General features: G+C 59.5%; 17 protein-coding genes. 11 read left to right on the top strand and 6 right to left on the bottom strand.

Annotation, left to right across the window (positions count from 1 at the left end; all coding sequences use genetic code 11):
• From AC1DVF_RS03780 to fabI, 4 genes are read left to right on the top strand one after another with little or no spacing between them, the layout of a single operon-like run.
• On the top strand, positions 1-1074 hold the full coding sequence (locus AC1DVF_RS03780; RefSeq protein WP_007910584.1) for a microcin C ABC transporter permease YejB: 1074 nt from the start codon (positions 1-3) through the stop codon (positions 1072-1074).
• Between the two features lies 1 nt (position 1075).
• Complete coding sequence (locus tag AC1DVF_RS03775; RefSeq protein ID WP_093430714.1) at positions 1076-2095, top strand: ABC transporter permease; 1020 nt, start codon at positions 1076-1078, stop codon at positions 2093-2095.
• A 1-nt stretch (position 2096) separates the two neighbouring features.
• A complete protein-coding gene (locus tag AC1DVF_RS03770; protein ID WP_095111844.1) occupies positions 2097-3707 on the top strand; it encodes an ABC transporter ATP-binding protein in 1611 nt (536 codons plus the stop codon).
• A 19-nt stretch (positions 3708-3726) separates the two neighbouring features.
• Positions 3727-4521: an enoyl-ACP reductase FabI gene (fabI, locus tag AC1DVF_RS03765; RefSeq protein WP_007910591.1), complete on the top strand. Its 795-nt coding sequence runs from the start codon at positions 3727-3729 to the stop codon at positions 4519-4521.
• A gap of 571 nt (positions 4522-5092) precedes the next feature.
• Here the strand turns inward: fabI and AC1DVF_RS03760 are convergent.
• The 4 genes from AC1DVF_RS03760 to AC1DVF_RS03745 are packed head-to-tail and all read right to left on the bottom strand — an operon-like array spanning position 5093 to position 9334.
• On the bottom strand, positions 5093-6058 hold the full coding sequence (locus AC1DVF_RS03760) for a GGDEF domain-containing protein (protein ID WP_460129117.1): 966 nt from the start codon (positions 6056-6058) through the stop codon (positions 5093-5095).
• Positions 6059-6113: 55 nt separating this feature from the next.
• Entirely contained in the window at positions 6114-6692 is a 579-nt protein-coding gene (locus tag AC1DVF_RS03755) for a hypothetical protein (RefSeq protein WP_095047912.1), read from the bottom strand.
• 1 nt (position 6693) lies between these two features.
• Complete coding sequence (locus tag AC1DVF_RS03750) at positions 6694-8856, bottom strand: xanthine dehydrogenase family protein molybdopterin-binding subunit (protein WP_477782025.1); 2163 nt, start codon at positions 8854-8856, stop codon at positions 6694-6696.
• A gap of 22 nt (positions 8857-8878) precedes the next feature.
• Positions 8879-9334: a (2Fe-2S)-binding protein gene (locus tag AC1DVF_RS03745; protein WP_003224136.1), complete on the bottom strand. Its 456-nt coding sequence runs from the start codon at positions 9332-9334 to the stop codon at positions 8879-8881.
• A gap of 266 nt (positions 9335-9600) precedes the next feature.
• Between AC1DVF_RS03745 and AC1DVF_RS03740 the strand changes: the two genes are divergently transcribed.
• Entirely contained in the window at positions 9601-10440 is an 840-nt protein-coding gene (locus AC1DVF_RS03740) for an alpha/beta fold hydrolase (protein ID WP_180699112.1), read from the top strand.
• Positions 10441-10610: 170 nt separating this feature from the next.
• Here AC1DVF_RS03740 and AC1DVF_RS03735 read toward each other — a convergent pair whose 3' ends face one another.
• On the bottom strand, positions 10611-11003 hold the full coding sequence (locus tag AC1DVF_RS03735; protein WP_477782024.1) for a GFA family protein: 393 nt from the start codon (positions 11001-11003) through the stop codon (positions 10611-10613).
• Between the two features lie 631 nt (positions 11004-11634).
• Between AC1DVF_RS03735 and AC1DVF_RS03730 the strand changes: the two genes are divergently transcribed.
• The 3 genes from AC1DVF_RS03730 to AC1DVF_RS03720 all read left to right on the top strand — a co-directional run bounded on the left by AC1DVF_RS03730 (position 11635) and on the right by AC1DVF_RS03720 (position 13855).
• On the top strand, positions 11635-12000 hold the full coding sequence (locus AC1DVF_RS03730; protein ID WP_460091238.1) for a DUF6124 family protein: 366 nt from the start codon (positions 11635-11637) through the stop codon (positions 11998-12000).
• A gap of 145 nt (positions 12001-12145) precedes the next feature.
• Positions 12146-13057, top strand: a complete 912-nt coding sequence (locus AC1DVF_RS03725) for a carboxymuconolactone decarboxylase family protein (RefSeq protein ID WP_460091240.1) — start codon at positions 12146-12148, stop codon at positions 13055-13057.
• Between the two features lie 129 nt (positions 13058-13186).
• Positions 13187-13855: a class I SAM-dependent methyltransferase gene (locus AC1DVF_RS03720; protein ID WP_320336596.1), complete on the top strand. Its 669-nt coding sequence runs from the start codon at positions 13187-13189 to the stop codon at positions 13853-13855.
• A 147-nt stretch (positions 13856-14002) separates the two neighbouring features.
• Here the strand turns inward: AC1DVF_RS03720 and AC1DVF_RS03715 are convergent, their stop codons facing one another.
• Entirely contained in the window at positions 14003-14254 is a 252-nt protein-coding gene (locus AC1DVF_RS03715) for a transmembrane sensor/regulator PpyR (protein ID WP_099756519.1), read from the bottom strand.
• A gap of 313 nt (positions 14255-14567) precedes the next feature.
• Here AC1DVF_RS03715 and AC1DVF_RS03710 point away from each other — a divergent pair, with 313 nt between their 5' ends.
• From AC1DVF_RS03710 to AC1DVF_RS03700, 3 genes are all read left to right on the top strand, one after another.
• Positions 14568-15071 carry a VOC family protein gene (locus AC1DVF_RS03710; RefSeq protein WP_186625473.1) on the top strand — a complete coding sequence of 168 codons (504 nt, stop codon included), beginning with the start codon at positions 14568-14570 and terminating at the stop codon, positions 15069-15071.
• 35 nt (positions 15072-15106) lie between these two features.
• Complete coding sequence (locus tag AC1DVF_RS03705) at positions 15107-15940, top strand: AraC family ligand binding domain-containing protein (protein WP_460091243.1); 834 nt, start codon at positions 15107-15109, stop codon at positions 15938-15940.
• Positions 15941-16131: 191 nt separating this feature from the next.
• Entirely contained in the window at positions 16132-16434 is a 303-nt protein-coding gene (locus AC1DVF_RS03700; protein WP_077572353.1) for an ArsR/SmtB family transcription factor, read from the top strand.
• Positions 16435-16467: the final 33 nt, after the last annotated feature.

Raw genomic sequence — 16467 nt, 5'->3', positions numbered from 1 at the left:
ATGCTGGCGTATATTTTTCGGCGACTGCTGCTGATCATCCCGACCCTGTTCGGCATTCTGCTGATCAACTTCGTGATCATCCAGGCCGCGCCCGGTGGCCCGGTGGAACAGATGATCGCCAAGCTCGAAGGCTTCGAAGGCGCCACCAGCCGGATTGCCGGCGGCGGTGCCGAGGTGTCGGTGGCCGGCTCGTCCTATCGCGGCGCGCAGGGTCTGGACCCAGCGCTGATCAAGGAAATCGAACACATGTACGGGTTCGACAAATCGGCCCCGGAACGTCTGTGGATCATGGTCAAGAACTACGCGCAGCTGGATTTCGGCGACAGTTTCTTCCGCGACGCCAAGGTCATCGACCTGATCAAGGAAAAGATGCCGGTGTCGATCTCGCTGGGGCTGTGGAGCACGCTGATCATGTACCTGGTGTCGATCCCGTTGGGGATCGCCAAAGCAACCCGGCACGGCAGCCATTTCGACGTGTGGACCAGTTCGGCGATCATCGTCGGCTATGCGATCCCGGCGTTTCTCTTCGCGATCCTGCTGATCGTGGTGTTTGCCGGCGGCAGTTATCTCGACTGGTTCCCGCTAAGGGGTCTGACCTCAAACAACTTCGATGAACTGAGCTTCGGCGGCAAGATCCTCGATTACTTCTGGCACCTGGCGCTGCCGGTGACCGCACTGGTGATCGGCAACTTCGCGACCATGACCCTGCTGACCAAAAACAGCTTCCTCGACGAGATCAACAAGCAATACGTGGTCACCGCCAAGGCCAAAGGCCTGACGCGTCATCGCGTGTTGTACGGCCATGTGTTCCGCAACGCCATGCTGCTGGTGATTGCCGGTTTCCCGTCGGCGTTCATCGGCATCTTCTTCACAGGATCCTTGCTGGTGGAAGTGATCTTCTCCCTCGACGGCCTCGGCCTGATGAGTTTCGAAGCGGCGATCAACCGCGATTACCCGGTGGTGTTCGGCACCCTGTTTATCTTCACCCTGCTGGGGCTGGTGGTGAAACTGATCGGCGACCTCACCTACACTCTGGTCGATCCGCGCATCGACTTCGAAAGCCGGGAGCATTGAGATGAACCTGTCCCCTCTCAACCGCCGCCGCTTCGAACTGTTCAAGGCCAACAAGCGTGGCTGGTGGTCGCTGTGGCTGTTTCTGGTGCTGTTCGGCCTGAGCCTGGGCGCCGAGCTGATCGCCAACGACAAGCCGCTGGTGGTGCATTACGACAACAACTGGTACTTCCCGGCGATCAAGCGTTACCCGGAAACCACCTTCGGCGGCGAATTTCCGCTGGAAGCCAACTACAAGAGCCCGTACATCCGCGAACTGCTCAAGGCCAAGGATGCGTGGGTGTTGTGGGCGCCAATTCCCTACAGCTACCAGAGCATCAATTACGACCTGAAAGTCCCGGCCCCGGCGCCGCCCTCGGCGGATAACCTGCTGGGCACCGACGATCAGGGCCGCGATGTGCTGGCGCGGGTGATCTACGGTTTCCGCATCTCGGTGCTGTTCGCGCTGACGTTGACCGTGCTGAGTTCGATCATCGGCGTGATTGCCGGTGCTTTGCAGGGCTTCTATGGCGGCTGGGTCGATCTGGCCGGGCAGCGATTTCTGGAAATCTGGTCAGGGCTGCCGGTGCTGTACTTGCTGATCATTCTCGCCAGTTTCGTCCAGCCGAATTTCTGGTGGCTGCTGGGGATCATGCTGCTGTTCTCGTGGATGAGCCTGGTCGACGTGGTGCGCGCCGAGTTCCTCCGTGGCCGCAACCTTGAATACGTACGCGCGGCGCGGGCGCTGGGCATGCAGAACGGCGCGATCATGTTCCGCCACATCCTGCCCAACGCGATGGTTTCGACCATGACGTTTATGCCGTTCATCCTCACCGGCGCCATCGGCACCCTCACCGCTTTGGACTTCCTCGGTTTCGGCTTGCCGGCCGGCAGTCCGTCGCTGGGTGAACTGGTCGCCCAGGGCAAATCCAACCTGCAAGCGCCGTGGCTGGGCATGAGTGCCTTTGCCGTGCTGGCGTTGATGTTGAGTTTGCTGGTGTTTATCGGCGAGTCCGCTCGCGATGCCTTCGACCCGAGGAAGTGAAATGAATCAGGACAATCTGATCGAAGTGCGTGACCTCGCCGTCGAATTCGGTTTCGGCGAGCGCGTGCACCGGGTCGTCGAAGGCGTGAGTTTCGACATCAAGCGTGGCGAAACCCTCGCGCTGGTCGGCGAATCCGGCTCGGGCAAATCGGTGACCGCGCACTCAATCCTGCGCCTGCTGCCCTACCCGATGGCCCGCCATCCGGCCGGCAGCATCAACTATGCCGGGCAAAACCTGCTGGGCCTGAGCGAGAAGACGATTCGCCACATTCGTGGTAATCGCATCGCGATGATCTTTCAGGAGCCGATGACCTCGCTGAATCCGCTGCATTCGATCGAGAAGCAGATCAACGAAGTGCTCGGCATCCACAAGGGCCTGACCGGCAAAGTCGCGACCAAGCGCACGCTGGAGCTGCTGGAGATGGTCGGCATCCCCGAGCCGCACAAGCGCCTCAAGGCTCTGCCCCACGAGCTGTCCGGTGGCCAGCGCCAGCGTGTGATGATCGCCATGGCCCTGGCCAACGAGCCGGAATTGTTGATTGCCGACGAACCGACCACGGCGCTGGATGTGACCGTTCAGCTGAAAATCCTCGATTTACTCAAGGAATTACAGGCCAGATTGGGCATGTCGCTGTTACTGATCAGTCACGATTTGAACCTGGTGCGAAGAATTGCGCATCGTGTATGTGTCATGCAGCGCGGTTGCATCGTCGAACAGGCATCGTGCGCAGAGCTGTTCCGTTCGCCGCAGCATCCGTACACTCGGGAATTGCTCGGTGCGGAACCCAGCGGAGGCCCGGCGAGCAATAAAATCGGCGCGCCGCTGCTTGAGGTCGAGGACCTGAAAGTCTGGTTCCCGATCAAGAAAGGCCTGCTCAAGCGCACGGTGGATCACGTCAAGGCAGTGGATGGCATCAATTTCAGCCTGCCCCAGGGTCAGACCCTGGGGATTGTCGGCGAAAGCGGTTCCGGCAAATCCACACTGGGTCTGGCGATTTTGCGGCTGATTGGCAGCAAAGGCGCGATCCGCTTTGAAGGCAAGCAGCTAGACTGCCTGACGCAGAACGAGGTTCGCCCGTTGCGGCGGGAGATGCAGGTGGTGTTTCAGGACCCGTTTGGCAGCCTGAGCCCGCGCATGTGTGTCAGCGACATCGTTGGCGAAGGCCTGCGGATTCACAAGATGGGCACCGCTGAGGAACAAGAGGCGGCGATTATTGCGGCATTGAAGGAGGTAGGTCTGGATCCGGAAACCCGGCACCGCTACCCCCACGAATTTTCCGGTGGGCAACGGCAGCGAATCGCCATTGCCCGGGCTTTGGTGCTGAAACCGGCGCTGATCCTGCTGGACGAGCCGACGTCGGCACTCGACCGCACGGTGCAGCGGCAAGTGGTGGAGCTGTTGCGTTCACTGCAAGCCAAGTACAACCTGACGTATTTGTTTATCAGCCATGATTTGGCTGTCGTCAAAGCGCTGAGCCACCAGCTGATGGTGGTCAAGCATGGCCAAGTGGTCGAACAGGGAGACGCGCAAAGTATTTTTGCCGCCCCCCAACATCCGTATACACAGCAGTTGCTGGAAGCCGCTTTTTTGGCACCAGCCACTGCGCAATAACCTGAAAGAGGAGCAACACATGGGTTTTCTCGCCGGTAAGCGCGTACTGATCGTCGGTGTCGCCAGCAAGCTGTCCATCGCATCCGGCATCGCTGCCGCCATGCATCGCGAGGGCGCTGAGCTTGCCTTCACTTATCAGAACGACAAACTGAAAGGTCGTGTTGAAGAATTCGCCCAAGGCTGGGGTTCGAGCCCTGAGCTGTGCTTCCCGTGCGACGTGGCCAGCGATGAAGAAATCGCCAAGGTCTTCGAAGCACTGAGCAAGAAGTGGGACGGCCTGGACTGCATCGTCCACTCCGTTGGCTTCGCCCCGGGCGACCAACTGGACGGCGACTTCACCGAAGCCACCACCCGTGACGGTTTCCGCATCGCGCACGACATCAGCGCCTACAGCTTCGTGGCCCTGGCCAAAGCCGGCCGCGAAATGATGAAAGGCCGCAACGGCAGCCTGCTGACCCTGTCGTACCTGGGCGCCGAGCGCACCATGCCGAACTACAACGTAATGGGCATGGCCAAGGCTTCGCTGGAAGCTGGCGTACGTTACCTGGCCGGCTCCCTGGGCCCGGACGGCACCCGCGTCAACTGCGTATCGGCTGGCCCGATCCGTACCCTGGCAGCCTCGGGCATCAAGAACTTCCGCAAGATGCTGGCCGCCAACGAAGCGCAAACCCCACTGCGTCGCAACGTCACCATCGACGAAGTCGGCAACGCCGGCGCCTTCCTGTGCTCCGACCTGGCGTCGGGCATCAGCGGCGAAATCATGTACGTCGACGGCGGCTTCAACACCACCGCCATGGGCAACATCGAAGAGTGATCTTCGCCTAGCCAATAAAAAAACCCGCCGATCTGGCGGGTTTTTTTATGCCTGCAACACTGCCCCCTGTGGGAGTGAGCTTGCTCGCGAAGGCGTCCATTCAGTCAACTGATCATGGCCTGATCCAGCGCCTTCGCGAGCAGGCTCGCTCCCCACATGGATTTGTGGTGAACCGGGATGTTTTGAACACCGAAGGACCYGTGGGAGTGAGCTTGCTCACGAAGAGGCCAGCACGTTCAACGGAGATGTTGCCTGACCGGACGCCTTCGCGAGCARGCTCGCTCCCACATGGATTTGTGGTGAACCGGGATGTTTTGAACACCGAAGGACCYGTGGGAGTGAGCTTGCTCACGAAAGCGTCCATTCAGTCAACTGATCATGGCCTGATCCAGCGCCTTCGCGAGCAAGCTCGTTCCCACATGGATTTGTGGTGAACCGGGATTTGAGAACACCCGACCCCCCTGTAGGAGTGAGCCTGCTCGCGATAGCGCTGGGTCAGGCAATGAAGAGGTTGATGGCCGGACGCTATCGCGAGCAGGCTCACGCCTACAAGCGATCTACGGTGCATTCGCTAACAACGCTTCAAGGCCTGCTTGTGCACATACATCGCGCTATCGGCATCCGCCAGCAGCCGATCCACGGTCTCATGGCGCTTGGCGTCATATTCGATCTGACCCACGCTAAAGCGAATCGCATAGCCCCGGTGCAACGTGGCATTGCGCTCTTCGAGAATATCCTTGAGCCGCGCCATGATCGCTGTGGTTTCGACATGGCTGGAGCCGGTCAGCAGCGCAACGAACTCATCGCCACCGAGCCGCCCGACCACATCACTCTCGCGGAAGGCGATGCGCAGCACGTCGGCAAAAGTCTTCAGCGCACTGTCACCCTCGGCATGCCCATACAGATCGTTGATCTGCTTGAAGTCATTGAGGTCGAAAAACAGCAAGGTCGCCGGCCGTTCCAGCCGTGCGCAGGCGTCCAGTGCATGCTGCGCCAGTTGCTTGAAACCACGGCGATTGGACAGCAACGTCAACTCATCCATGCTCGCGATCTGCACAGCAGCCAACTCTTGCTCGGCCATTTCCGCCAGATCACGCAACAACGCACGCTCTTCCTCGTCGAGGTCGCGGGGCCTGGTGTCGATCAGGCACAGCGTGCCCATTTTGTTGCCATTGGGCACGGTCAGCGGATAACCGGCGTAGAAACGAATGTTCGGCGCGCCCGTCACCAACGGGTTGTCATGGAAGCGCACATCCTCGCGAGCGTCCGGCACCAACAGCAGGCCGTCGTTAAGAATCGCATGACCGCAAAACGAGACATCCCTCGGTGTCTCGCTGACATCCAGGCCCACGCACGACTTGAACCACTGCCGATTGGTGTCGACCAGCGTCACCAGTGCAATCGGCACATTGAACAGGCGTTTCGCCAACCGTGTCAGTCGGTCGAAACGTTCTTCAGGGGCGGAATCGAGCAGCTCAAGACCGTGCAACGCTTGAACGCGCGCCGTTTCATTCGCAGGTTTTCCTGGAACCAGCATCAGCACACTCCATTGGCAACAATGCTTCCAAGCGTAGCGCTAATTTGGCAATGGCTCACATTTGCGCCACCGGGCATGGCCCGCCCGCATCGGCCCAGAGCTTGAATTGCGTGACAAAAATATCGTGCGGCACTGGCACCGGCGCGCGCCCTGCCCCGGGATTCCAGCCCCACAGCACCAATTTGTCTTCGCTGACATGCTTGATCAGCGCAGCAAAGTCGCGATCGCCATTGCTCGAACGGTCCTTGATCATCGCGCAGAGCTTGTCCGGTGGCAGGCCGATCCAGGCCATTTTGTGCGCCGCCGGCGGCAGGCTCCAGTGCGGCGCACCCGGTGGTGCATGCGGGCCGTAACTGGCCGGCGGATTGTTTTCCGCGTGGCAGGTCGCGCAAGGCAGACCGGCCGCGCCCTTGCCGTCCATGCCGCGCACCACGTTCATCGCATGGGGAATGCCGGCGTCGAACTGCAACGGCGAATCACCGGGAATGTGGCAGTTCTGGCAGCGCGGACTCTGGAAGACTTTCTGTACCGTGGTGAAGGCTTTCAAGGCTTCCTGATCATCGGCAAACAGGTCCGAGGCATAACCGCCCAGCCCCAGTAGAACCACCGTGCCCAACACTAGATGTCGTTTCATCTCACACCCCCGACAGTTGCAGCGGCAACTCGCGCAGGCGTTGCCCGGTCAGGGCGAACACCGCGTTGGCCACCGCTGGCGCGGTCGGCGGCACACCGGCCTCGCCGATGCCGCCGGGTTTGTCGCTGCTGGGCACGATGTGCACCTCGACTACCGGCATCTCGTTGAGCCGCAGCACCTGATAATCGTGATAGTTGGATTGCACGACCCCGCCGTCCTTGAGCGTCAGTTTGCTGTGCAGCGCCATGCCCAGACCGAAGGTGATGCATGACTCCATCTGCGCGGCGATGCTCTGTGGATTCACCGCGATCCCGCAGTCCACCGCGCAGACCACGCGATGCACGCGAATTGCCAGATTGTCCTGCGACACCTCCGCGACCTGCGCCACGTAACTGCCGAATGACTCATGCACCGCCACGCCCAGCGCATGGCCGTCCGGCAACGGGGCTTTCCAGTTGGCCTTTTCCACCGCCAGATTTAAAACGCCCAAATGCCGAGGATGATCCTTGAGCAAGGTGCGTCGGTACTCGACCGGATCCTTGCCCGCCGCCGTGGCCATTTCATCGATCAGCGATTCCATGACAAAACCGGTATGGCTATGACCCACCGAACGCAGCCACAACACATTGATGCCCGTTTGCGGCGAATGCAGATCAACCTCATGATTGGCCAGGCCTTTGACGTAAGGACTGTCGGCCACGCCTTCGACCGAGGTCGGGTCGATGCCGTTTTTGACCATCGTCGCCTCCATCAACGTGCCGGTCATGATCGATTGCCCGACCAGTACGTGCTGCCAGCTCGACGGCAAGCCATCAGCACCGAGGCCGATCTTCGCCTGATGCAGAAACATCGAGCGGTAGTACCCGCCGCGAATATCGTCTTCGCGCGACCACACGGTTTTCACCGGCATGGCGGCGGCTTTAGCCACTTGCACCGCCTCGGCGACGAAGTCTGAAGTCGGGTTGGCCCGGCGCCCAAAACCACCGCCAAGGAATTCGGTGTGGATTTCGACCTGCTCCGGTTTCAGCCCGGTGATCTTGCCGGCGACCATTTGATCCAGCGTCTGAAACTGCGTACCGGTCCAGATTTCGCATTTCTCGGCGCTGATCTTCACCGTGCAGTTGAGCGGTTCCATCGGCGCATGAGCCAGATAGGGCACGCTGTATTCGACGTCGATCTTCTTCGCCGCTTTGCCAAAACTGCCCTGGGCATCACCGGCCTGACTGGCTGACGTGCCTTGCGTGGCGGCCAGTTTGCGGAAACTCGCCAGCAAATTCTCGCTGCTCAGATCGGCATGCGGGCCCAGATCCCAATCGATCTTCAGCGCATCGCGACCCAGTTTCGCCGCCCAGTAATGCTCGGCAATCACCGCCACGCCCGTCGGTACCTGCACCACTTTGTGTACGCCCGGCACCGCCAGCGCTTCAGCGCCTTCGAAAGATTTAACAGTGGCACCGAATACCGGTGGGCGCGCGACCATTGCGGTCATCAAGCCTTCAAACTGCACGTCCATGCCGAACTTGGCGCGGCCGGTGATTTTCTCCGGTGTGTCGAGGCGTTTGGTCGGTTTGCCAATGACTTTCCAGTCCTTGGCTTCCTTGAAGGTAATCGACTTCGGATCCGGCACCGGCAATTGCCCGGCGGCATCCGCCAGCTCGCCATAAGTTGCACGTTTGTCACCGGCAATCACCACACCCGATTCGGTGCGAATGGCCGACGGCGCCACCTCGAAGCGTTTCGCCGCCGCCTCCACCAGCATCTGCCGCGCGGTCGCGCCTGCCAGCCGATAACGATCAAACTCCATCCACGTCGACGTTGAGCCGCCGGTAATCTGCATGCCGCCAAAACCGGGCATGCCGTAATCCGCCGCCGACGCGGGTGAGTGCTCGACGCGGATCTTCGACCAATCGGCGTCCAGCTCTTCGGCAATCAACATGGTCAGGCCGGTCCAGATGCCTTGGCCCATCTCCGAATGCCCCAGCAAAACGGTGACGCTGTTGTCTGCTGCGATGCGCAAAAACGCATTCGGCGCGAAAACCTTGCCTTCATTCTCGGCCGCATAGGCAAACTTGTGGCCGCCAGGGACGACAAACGCCACCACCAGACCGCCGCCCAACACGGCGCTGCCCTTGAGAAAACCCCGACGCGATACAGGACTGTTCATCGCCTATCTCCCACAGAGTGAATCAGCCGATTTCCGATGCACGCTTAACCGCTGCGCGAATGCGGGGATAGGTGCCGCAACGGCAGATATTGCCGGAGAGCGCCTGATCGATATCGCTGTCGGTAGGTTTGGGGATTTTCGCCAGCAGTGCCGCCGCAGACATGATCTGCCCCGACTGGCAGTAACCGCACTGCACCACGTCGAGTTCGGCCCAGGCTTGCTGCACCGGGTGCGAACCGTCGGTGGACAGCCCTTCGATGGTGAGAATTTTCTGGCCATGGGCCACGGCGGTCGCGGGCGTAATGCAGGCGCGCAACGGCGCCCCGTCAACGTGCACGGTGCAGGCCCCGCACTGGGCCATGCCACAGCCGAATTTGGTACCGGTCAGGTGCGCAACATCGCGCAGGACCCAGAGCAACGGCATGTCCGCAGGGACATCGAGCTCCTGATCCTTGCCATTGATATTCAAGGTCAGCATCGCGGAAATTCCTCAGACTCACGGTGTTCTGAAGGGGCGCCGCTGTGGCCAGCAAAGCCTACGCGCGCCTCGGCTTATCCCTTTCAGCAAAGCCTAATTTGCGTACGAAGCCAGACGTTGCGACCACCGGTCATGCAGATGTCGACTTTAATCCTACAGTTGATAACGGCTCGCACTGAGCCTGCACTGTAGAAAACTCGTCATGAGCGAAACCGGTCCGCGATCACCGCGCGGGTTATCCATCAGATTGGTCTGGAGTTGCGAACATGGGATTTGTCACCAGCAAAGACGGCGTCGAGATTTTCTACAAAGACTGGGGCCCGAAAGACGCGCCAGTGATCCACTTCCACCACGGCTGGCCGCTCAGTTCCGACGATTGGGATGCGCAGATGCTGTTCTTCCTGGGCAAAGGCTTCCGTGTGGTTGCCCATGATCGCCGTGGGCATGGGCGTTCGAGTCAGGTCTGGGATGGCCACGATATGGATCATTACGCCGACGATACGCTGGCGGTGGTCAATCATCTGGGTCTGAAGAATGTTGTCCACGTTGGCCACTCGACCGGTGGCGGTGAGGTGATCCATTACATTGCCCGGCATGGTCAGGCCAACGTCGCCAAAGGCGTATTGATCAGTGCGGTGCCACCGTTGATGGTGCAGACCGAGAGCAATCCGGGTGGGCTGCCGAAATCGGTGTTCGATGATTTTCAGGCGCAACTGGCGGCGAACCGGGCGCAGTTCTATCGGGACATTCCGACGGGGCCGTTTTATGGCTACAACCGGCCGGGTGCCACGCCATCGGAGGGGATTATTGCCAACTGGTGGCGTCAGGGCATGATTGGTGGGGCGAAGGCGCATTACGACGGGATCGTCGCGTTTTCACAGACGGATTTTACTGAGGATTTGAAGAAGGTCACGGTACCGGTGCTGGTGATGCATGGCGAGGATGATCAGATTGTGCCGTACGCGGATTCGGGGCCGTTGTCGGCGAAGTTGCTGCCCAATGGCACGCTGAAGTCTTATCCGGGATTCCCGCACGGGATGCCGACGACGGAGGCCGAGACGATTAACGCCGATCTGCTGGCGTTTATTCGCGGTGAAGATCTGTAAGTTTATGCACTGCACCCTGTGGGAGCGAGCTTGCTCGCGAAAGCGTCATTACTTTCAATATTGATGTCGACTGACACGACGCCTTCGCGAGCAAGCTCGCTCCCACAGGGACTATGTGACATGCCAAAAATCCTCACTCCATTCCAAGTCCCAGAAGTTTTCTGCCCCCTCTACTCCTCTGTACGCTCCGTGCTCTCGCGATCACGCTCGTAGTGGTGAGCCAGTGGCAGCGCCGGCAGCCACGACTCGCGGCGGATGGTCCAGAGTTCGTAGGTGGGTTTGAACTGATTAGGCTCATCCAGCGATCCGACGTTGACCTCTACTTCATCTGCCGAACGCGTGAACACCGGAGAGCCGCAGCGCGGGCAGAAAAAGCGCCCGTTGTAGTCGCGGGTTTCGCCAGTGACTTTCAGCGCATCCTCGGGAAATATGGCCGAGGTGCCGAACAGCGCGCCGTGGCGTTTGCGGCAGTCGAGGCAGTGGCAGATGCCGACGCGGTAGGGCTGACCTGTCACTTCGAAACGGACATCGCCGCATAGGCAACCGCCAGTCAATCGATCCATGTCACACCTCCTCTTCAGATCCGAAATTACCGATAACCCAGACGACAGCCCTCACCCTAACCCTCTCCCAGAGGTAGAGGGAACTGACCGCGCTGAATGTGCAAGTTGCACCGACTTGAAATACCGAGTCGAACTCAGGTTTGAAGAGCACAAAGATCGGCTCCCTTTCCCCCTCGCCCCCTTGGGGGAGAGGGCTGGGGTGAGGGGGAAAAATCTCCCAGACTCACGCAAAACCGAAAGCCGCCACCAACCGACATTGCCCATGTGTAAACGTCATCCAGTGATCACGTTTAAAGCACACAAACCGTTACGCCATCCTCCCTACAACACCTTGCGTCGTTACCTACGCGTACGCCAGAATCCGCCGGCTTACACGGCTATGGGCCGGGCTATATCGTTGGCCTGTCACTGCAAAACAGTGATCGGGTTTGGTAGCCCGTCTGTAATAGCCGTGTGACGACACCCTGTGCTTTCTCTTTGTGGAGGCTCAGTTCAATGGTGGTCATGCGTGGGGCTCACTCGTGAGCGCCGGGTTCCTATTGCAGCCGGTCTACCAACCCGCGTATGGCCACCACCCACTCGTTTGGTAGCGAGAGTGATGGCTCCTTAAACTGCGATAGGAGTTTCATCCATGTTCAAAATCACGCCAAATCCGCCACCCACCGATCCAATCCCTCACGACCCCGCGCTCAACCCGCAAAAGCTCAAAGAAGCAACCGACCGCGCCCTCGACTACTACCTCCGGCCCGAAGCACTAGGGGCGCCGCCAAGCTCACCCAAGTTTCGCCCCGTCTACCTCGTCGACCCCACGCTGGATGACGAAACCCTGTTGGTCGAAGCCTGTGAGTCGCTTTCCTACGCCCACTCCATGGCCGGTAACATCGCCAACTCGATAGGCGGCCCGGAGCGCAAACCGCTGCTGGCGCTGCAACAGGTGATCATGCTGAACGAGCTGCTGGTCAATCGCCTGCTGGACAAGCTGCGCGTACCAAAGTAGTCACCCAAACGAATGAGTGCAGGGATACCCCTTCACTCATTCCGTGGATTGATGAGCAGAACTCATCAAGCCATCCCGATTTACCCGTCTAGTCCTCACCAGCCACCTCGCCTACTGTTCTCCCCACGCCCAAAGGGAGATCGACATGCACAAGCGCACACGCGGCAACCGTCCACTCGAAGTATCCGCCCTCGGCGTTGGTTGCATGGGCTTGAACCATGGTTATGGCCCGACCACGGATACTCAGGACATCGCAGCACCGCAAAGGATGGAGCCTTTCACGATGGCCACTGACACACGCAGCAGCGCTGCCCTCCCCGCACTCATGGCGTTCTGCCTGAGCGTTGGGTCGATGTTCAGCGCTACCACTCAAGCAGCCGAGACACCGCAATCCATGACTACTCCGCAAACCACCGCACAAGCCCTGTCGAGTAAACAACAGACGATTCCACTGATGGCCGCGTTCATGGCGACCAGCGACATGCCCAACCTCAACTCGGCGCTCAACCAGGCACTCGACGCCGGCCTGACCATCAGCGAAACTCGGGAAATTCTCGTGCAGCTCTACGCTTACGTCGGGTTCCCGCGCAGCCTCAATGCCTTGAACGAGCTGATGACCGTGGTGCAGGCACGCAAACAACGCGGCATCGAAGATGCGCCGGGGCGTGAGCCGGGCCGGGCGATTCCAGTTGGGGATGAACTGCTGGCCAGCGGCACCGCGAATCAAACGAAAATTTCGGGCGCCCCGGTCAAAGGCCCGGTGTTCGAGTTCGCCCCGGTTATCAACCGGTTCCTGCAAACCCACCTGTTCGGCGACATCTTCGAGCGCGACAACCTTGACTGGCAAAGCCGTGAACTGGCGACTGTCGGGGCCCTGGCAGCGACGCCGGGCGTGGAATCGCAACTGCGCGCACATATGGCGGCAAGCCTGCGCGTCGGGCTCAGCGCGGCACAGTTGGCCGAGGTCACTGAGCTGCTGAAAAAGCACGGTGATGCGCAAACCGCCGAGCGTGCAAATGCAGCGCTCAAAGAGGCTTTGGCGGCTTCGAAAAAATGACCGAAAAATGAGCCTGATATCGATTTCTCAAAGAAATCGGCGTTCGGAGTTGTGTGGGTGCGCTGATCTACAAACCCTGGCTTGCGATCAGCGTCCATACTGTGGTTTTTCAGAAGTCGGGACACCGCCATGCCTTCCCCCGAGTCCAGCCTTTTGCAGAGCTGGCACGACAACGCTGATGCCTGGATCGAAGTGATCCGCAGCGGCGCCATCGAAAGCCGTCAGCAGGTGACCGATCAAGCGATTCTGCTGGCGATCATGAGCCGGCAGCCGCAGCGTGTGCTCGACCTCGGCTGCGGCGAAGGCTGGATGTTGCGGGCGCTGGCGGATCGCGGGATTGAGGCAGTCGGTGTGGATGGCGATGCGCGGCTTATTGAAGCGGCGCGTTTGGCGGGGGCGGCGCGGGTGCATGTCGCCTCTTATGAAATCCTGGTCGATGGCAAGATCGACATCGGTCGCGACTATGACCTGATCTGCGCCAATTTTTCATTGCTGCATCAGGACATCATTCCGTTGCTTGCGGCGATGAATACGCTGCTTGTTCCCGGCGGGGTTTTAGTCATTCAGACACTGCATCCGTGGGCTGTGGCGGCTGGGGATTATCAGGATGGCTGGCGCGAAGAATCCTTCGCCGGGTTCAAGGGCCAGTGGCAGCCGATGCCGTGGTATTTCCGCACGTTGTCGAGCTGGTTGAATGCACTTGATATGGCCGAGTTCCAACTGGCCAGCCTGCAAGAGCCACAACACCCGCAAAGTCCGCTGCCGCAGTCATTGCTGATGGTTGCCGAGCGCCGCTAAATTTTGAAAACACCGCCCTCACTGTGGGAGCGAGCTTGCTCGCGAAAGCGGTGTGTCAGGCAACGCAGATTCCGACTTTGCCGACGCCTTCGCGAGCAAGCTCGCTCCCACAGGGGTTGGAGTTGACCCCAGATAGTAGAAACAAATTTAGGCGGTTTGCGGGATCACCTGCGGACCACGGATGCGGTATTGCGCCAGCAGGCGCATGACGTAGCCGATCTTGATCAGGGTCGGGCCGAGGATGGTCAGCGAATGCATCGCCACCAGCAGCGCAATCGGCATGTGGCCGTTGTAGAGATATGCGCCGTAGATGCCGGCCAGCAACATGAGCAGACCAGCAACGAGGATTTTGCTCGAAAGGTGCAGAACGTTCAGCGGGCTTTCAAAGAAAGTGAGCATGGTGGCGTACTCCTGAGCGGTTCGTTTAGGTCAGTTGAGTACATCAAGTCTCGTGCCAAATTTTTAATTCAATAGAATCAGTTAGTTGCACGATAACAAGTCAATTTGACACAAACCGGACGCAGTCAATTCGACCCGAAACCTTGTCATTACGACTACAGCAAGGCACGAAAGGAAACGCCGATCTGCGGCTCGGTGTCTCCGTCGTCGGGATTTCCAATGCTCGGCAATTGTCGATCTACGGCATCGGCAATCGACCAAGGACTGACTACGCTGTAAATCCTGCGTGTCTAACCTGCCGAGGATGACTGCCATGCAACGCTTTCAAAAGCTCACGCCCTGCCTGTGGTTCGACGATCAGGCCGAAGCCGCCGCGAAGTTCTATTGCTCGATCTTCGATCACTCGAAAATCACCGGCCTGACCCACTACAGCAAGGTCGGCCAGGAATTTCACGGCAAGCCGGAAGGTGCGGTGATGACCGTCAGTTTCGAACTCGATGGCCAGACCTTCACCGGCCTCAACGGTGGGCCGATGTTCAAGTTCAGCGAGGCGATTTCATTTCAGGTCAATTGTCAGAATCAGGAAGAAGTCGACCATTTCTGGGGCCGTCTGTCCGAGGGTGGCCCTGTCGAAGCCCAGCAATGCGGCTGGCTCAAGGACAAGTTCGGCGTGTCGTGGCAGATCGTGCCGGTGGCGTTCATGCAGATGATGCTGGATGCCGACACCAGCAAATCGCAGCGAGCGATGCAGGCCATGTTCACGATGAAAAAACTCGACATTGCCGAACTCGAACGGGCCTTTGCCGGCCAGAGCTAATACACTGGCGCCCTGGCCTGCCGGGAATAACAACGATGAAACACGCTGCCGCCAAACACCCTGAAAAAGCCCCGCGCTTCTGGCGCGACGCGGCGCTGCCGTTCATTGAAGCGCGGGCCATCGCCGATGGCCGCGAGGTCTGCTACGCCCGGCATTCTCACGCGCACTTTTCCATTGGCGCGATCACCGCCGGGCGCAGTACGTATGTGCACGAGCAGGCGCAGTTCGAGGTCGCGGCGGGCACCGTGGTGCTGATGAACCCCGGCGATGTGCATGCGTGCAATCCGATCGATGATCAGCCGTGGTCGTATGTGATGCTGTACGTTGAGACGCCGTGGCTGACGGACTTGCAGCATCAGTTGGGCTTTGCCAGTGATCTCGAGTTTCGGCGCTTTTCCACCACACACCTTGATGACACTGCGCTGTTCAACGAACTGAACGGGCTGTATCAAACGTTGGTCGACCCGCAACAGGATGTGCTGCGCAAGCAAAGCGCTGCGGTAGAGTTTTTCAGCGATCTGCAACTGCGTTTGAACCCCGCCGGCCCCTCTCTGCGCGAGCCGAATTTCAAACTGGAACGCGCTGCCGATTTCATCCGCGAGCACTGCACCGAGGTACTGAACCTCGACGACATCTGCGCCGCCGCGCAGCTGTCACCGTCGTACCTGATCCGCGCCTTCAAACAGCATTACGGCATGACGCCCCACGCGTTTCTGGTCAACCAGCGCATCCAGTTTGCCCGCGAGCGTTTGCGCGGCGGGCAGTTGATTGCGGATGTGGCGCTGGAAGCCGGGTTTGCCGATCAGGCGCATTTTCAGCGGGTGTTCAAACAACATCTGGCGGCAACGCCCGGCCAGTATCGCGGCTGACACTTCATCTGAAACACAACACTGCCCCCTGTGGGAGCGAGCTTGCTCGCGAATGCGGTTGAACAGTCAGCACATCCATTGACTGACACAGCGCCTTCGCGAGCAAGCTCGCTCCCACAGGGTCAGATGACACGTCGCTGGCCAACACATTCAGATATTGACATATCGGTAAATTCCGATATCGTCGCGGCATGGAACTACTCGAAATCTTCAAAGCCCTCTCGAACCGCACGCGCCTGGAAATCCTCAAAGGCTTGAAGGATCCCGAGAAACACTTTCCTCCCCAGGACGAAGGTGACGTGCATACGGTGGGCGTTTGCGTCAGCAGTATTCAGGAAGGCGTCGGGCTGTCGCAGTCGACGGTGTCCGATTACCTGGCGACGCTGCAACGCGCCGGCCTGGTCGAAGTCAGGCGTATTGGGCAGTGGACCTATTACAAACGCAACGAAGCAGCGATCAGCGCGCTGGCCGAGATCATCGGCAGCGAGCTGTAATTTTTTACCCCATGATATCGAGAATTCCCGATA

The sequence above is a fragment of the Pseudomonas sp. P4_D7 genome (assembly GCF_056401755.1).
Note: the sequence above shows the minus strand (reverse complement) of the source record. Positions and strands in the feature narration are given on the sequence as shown.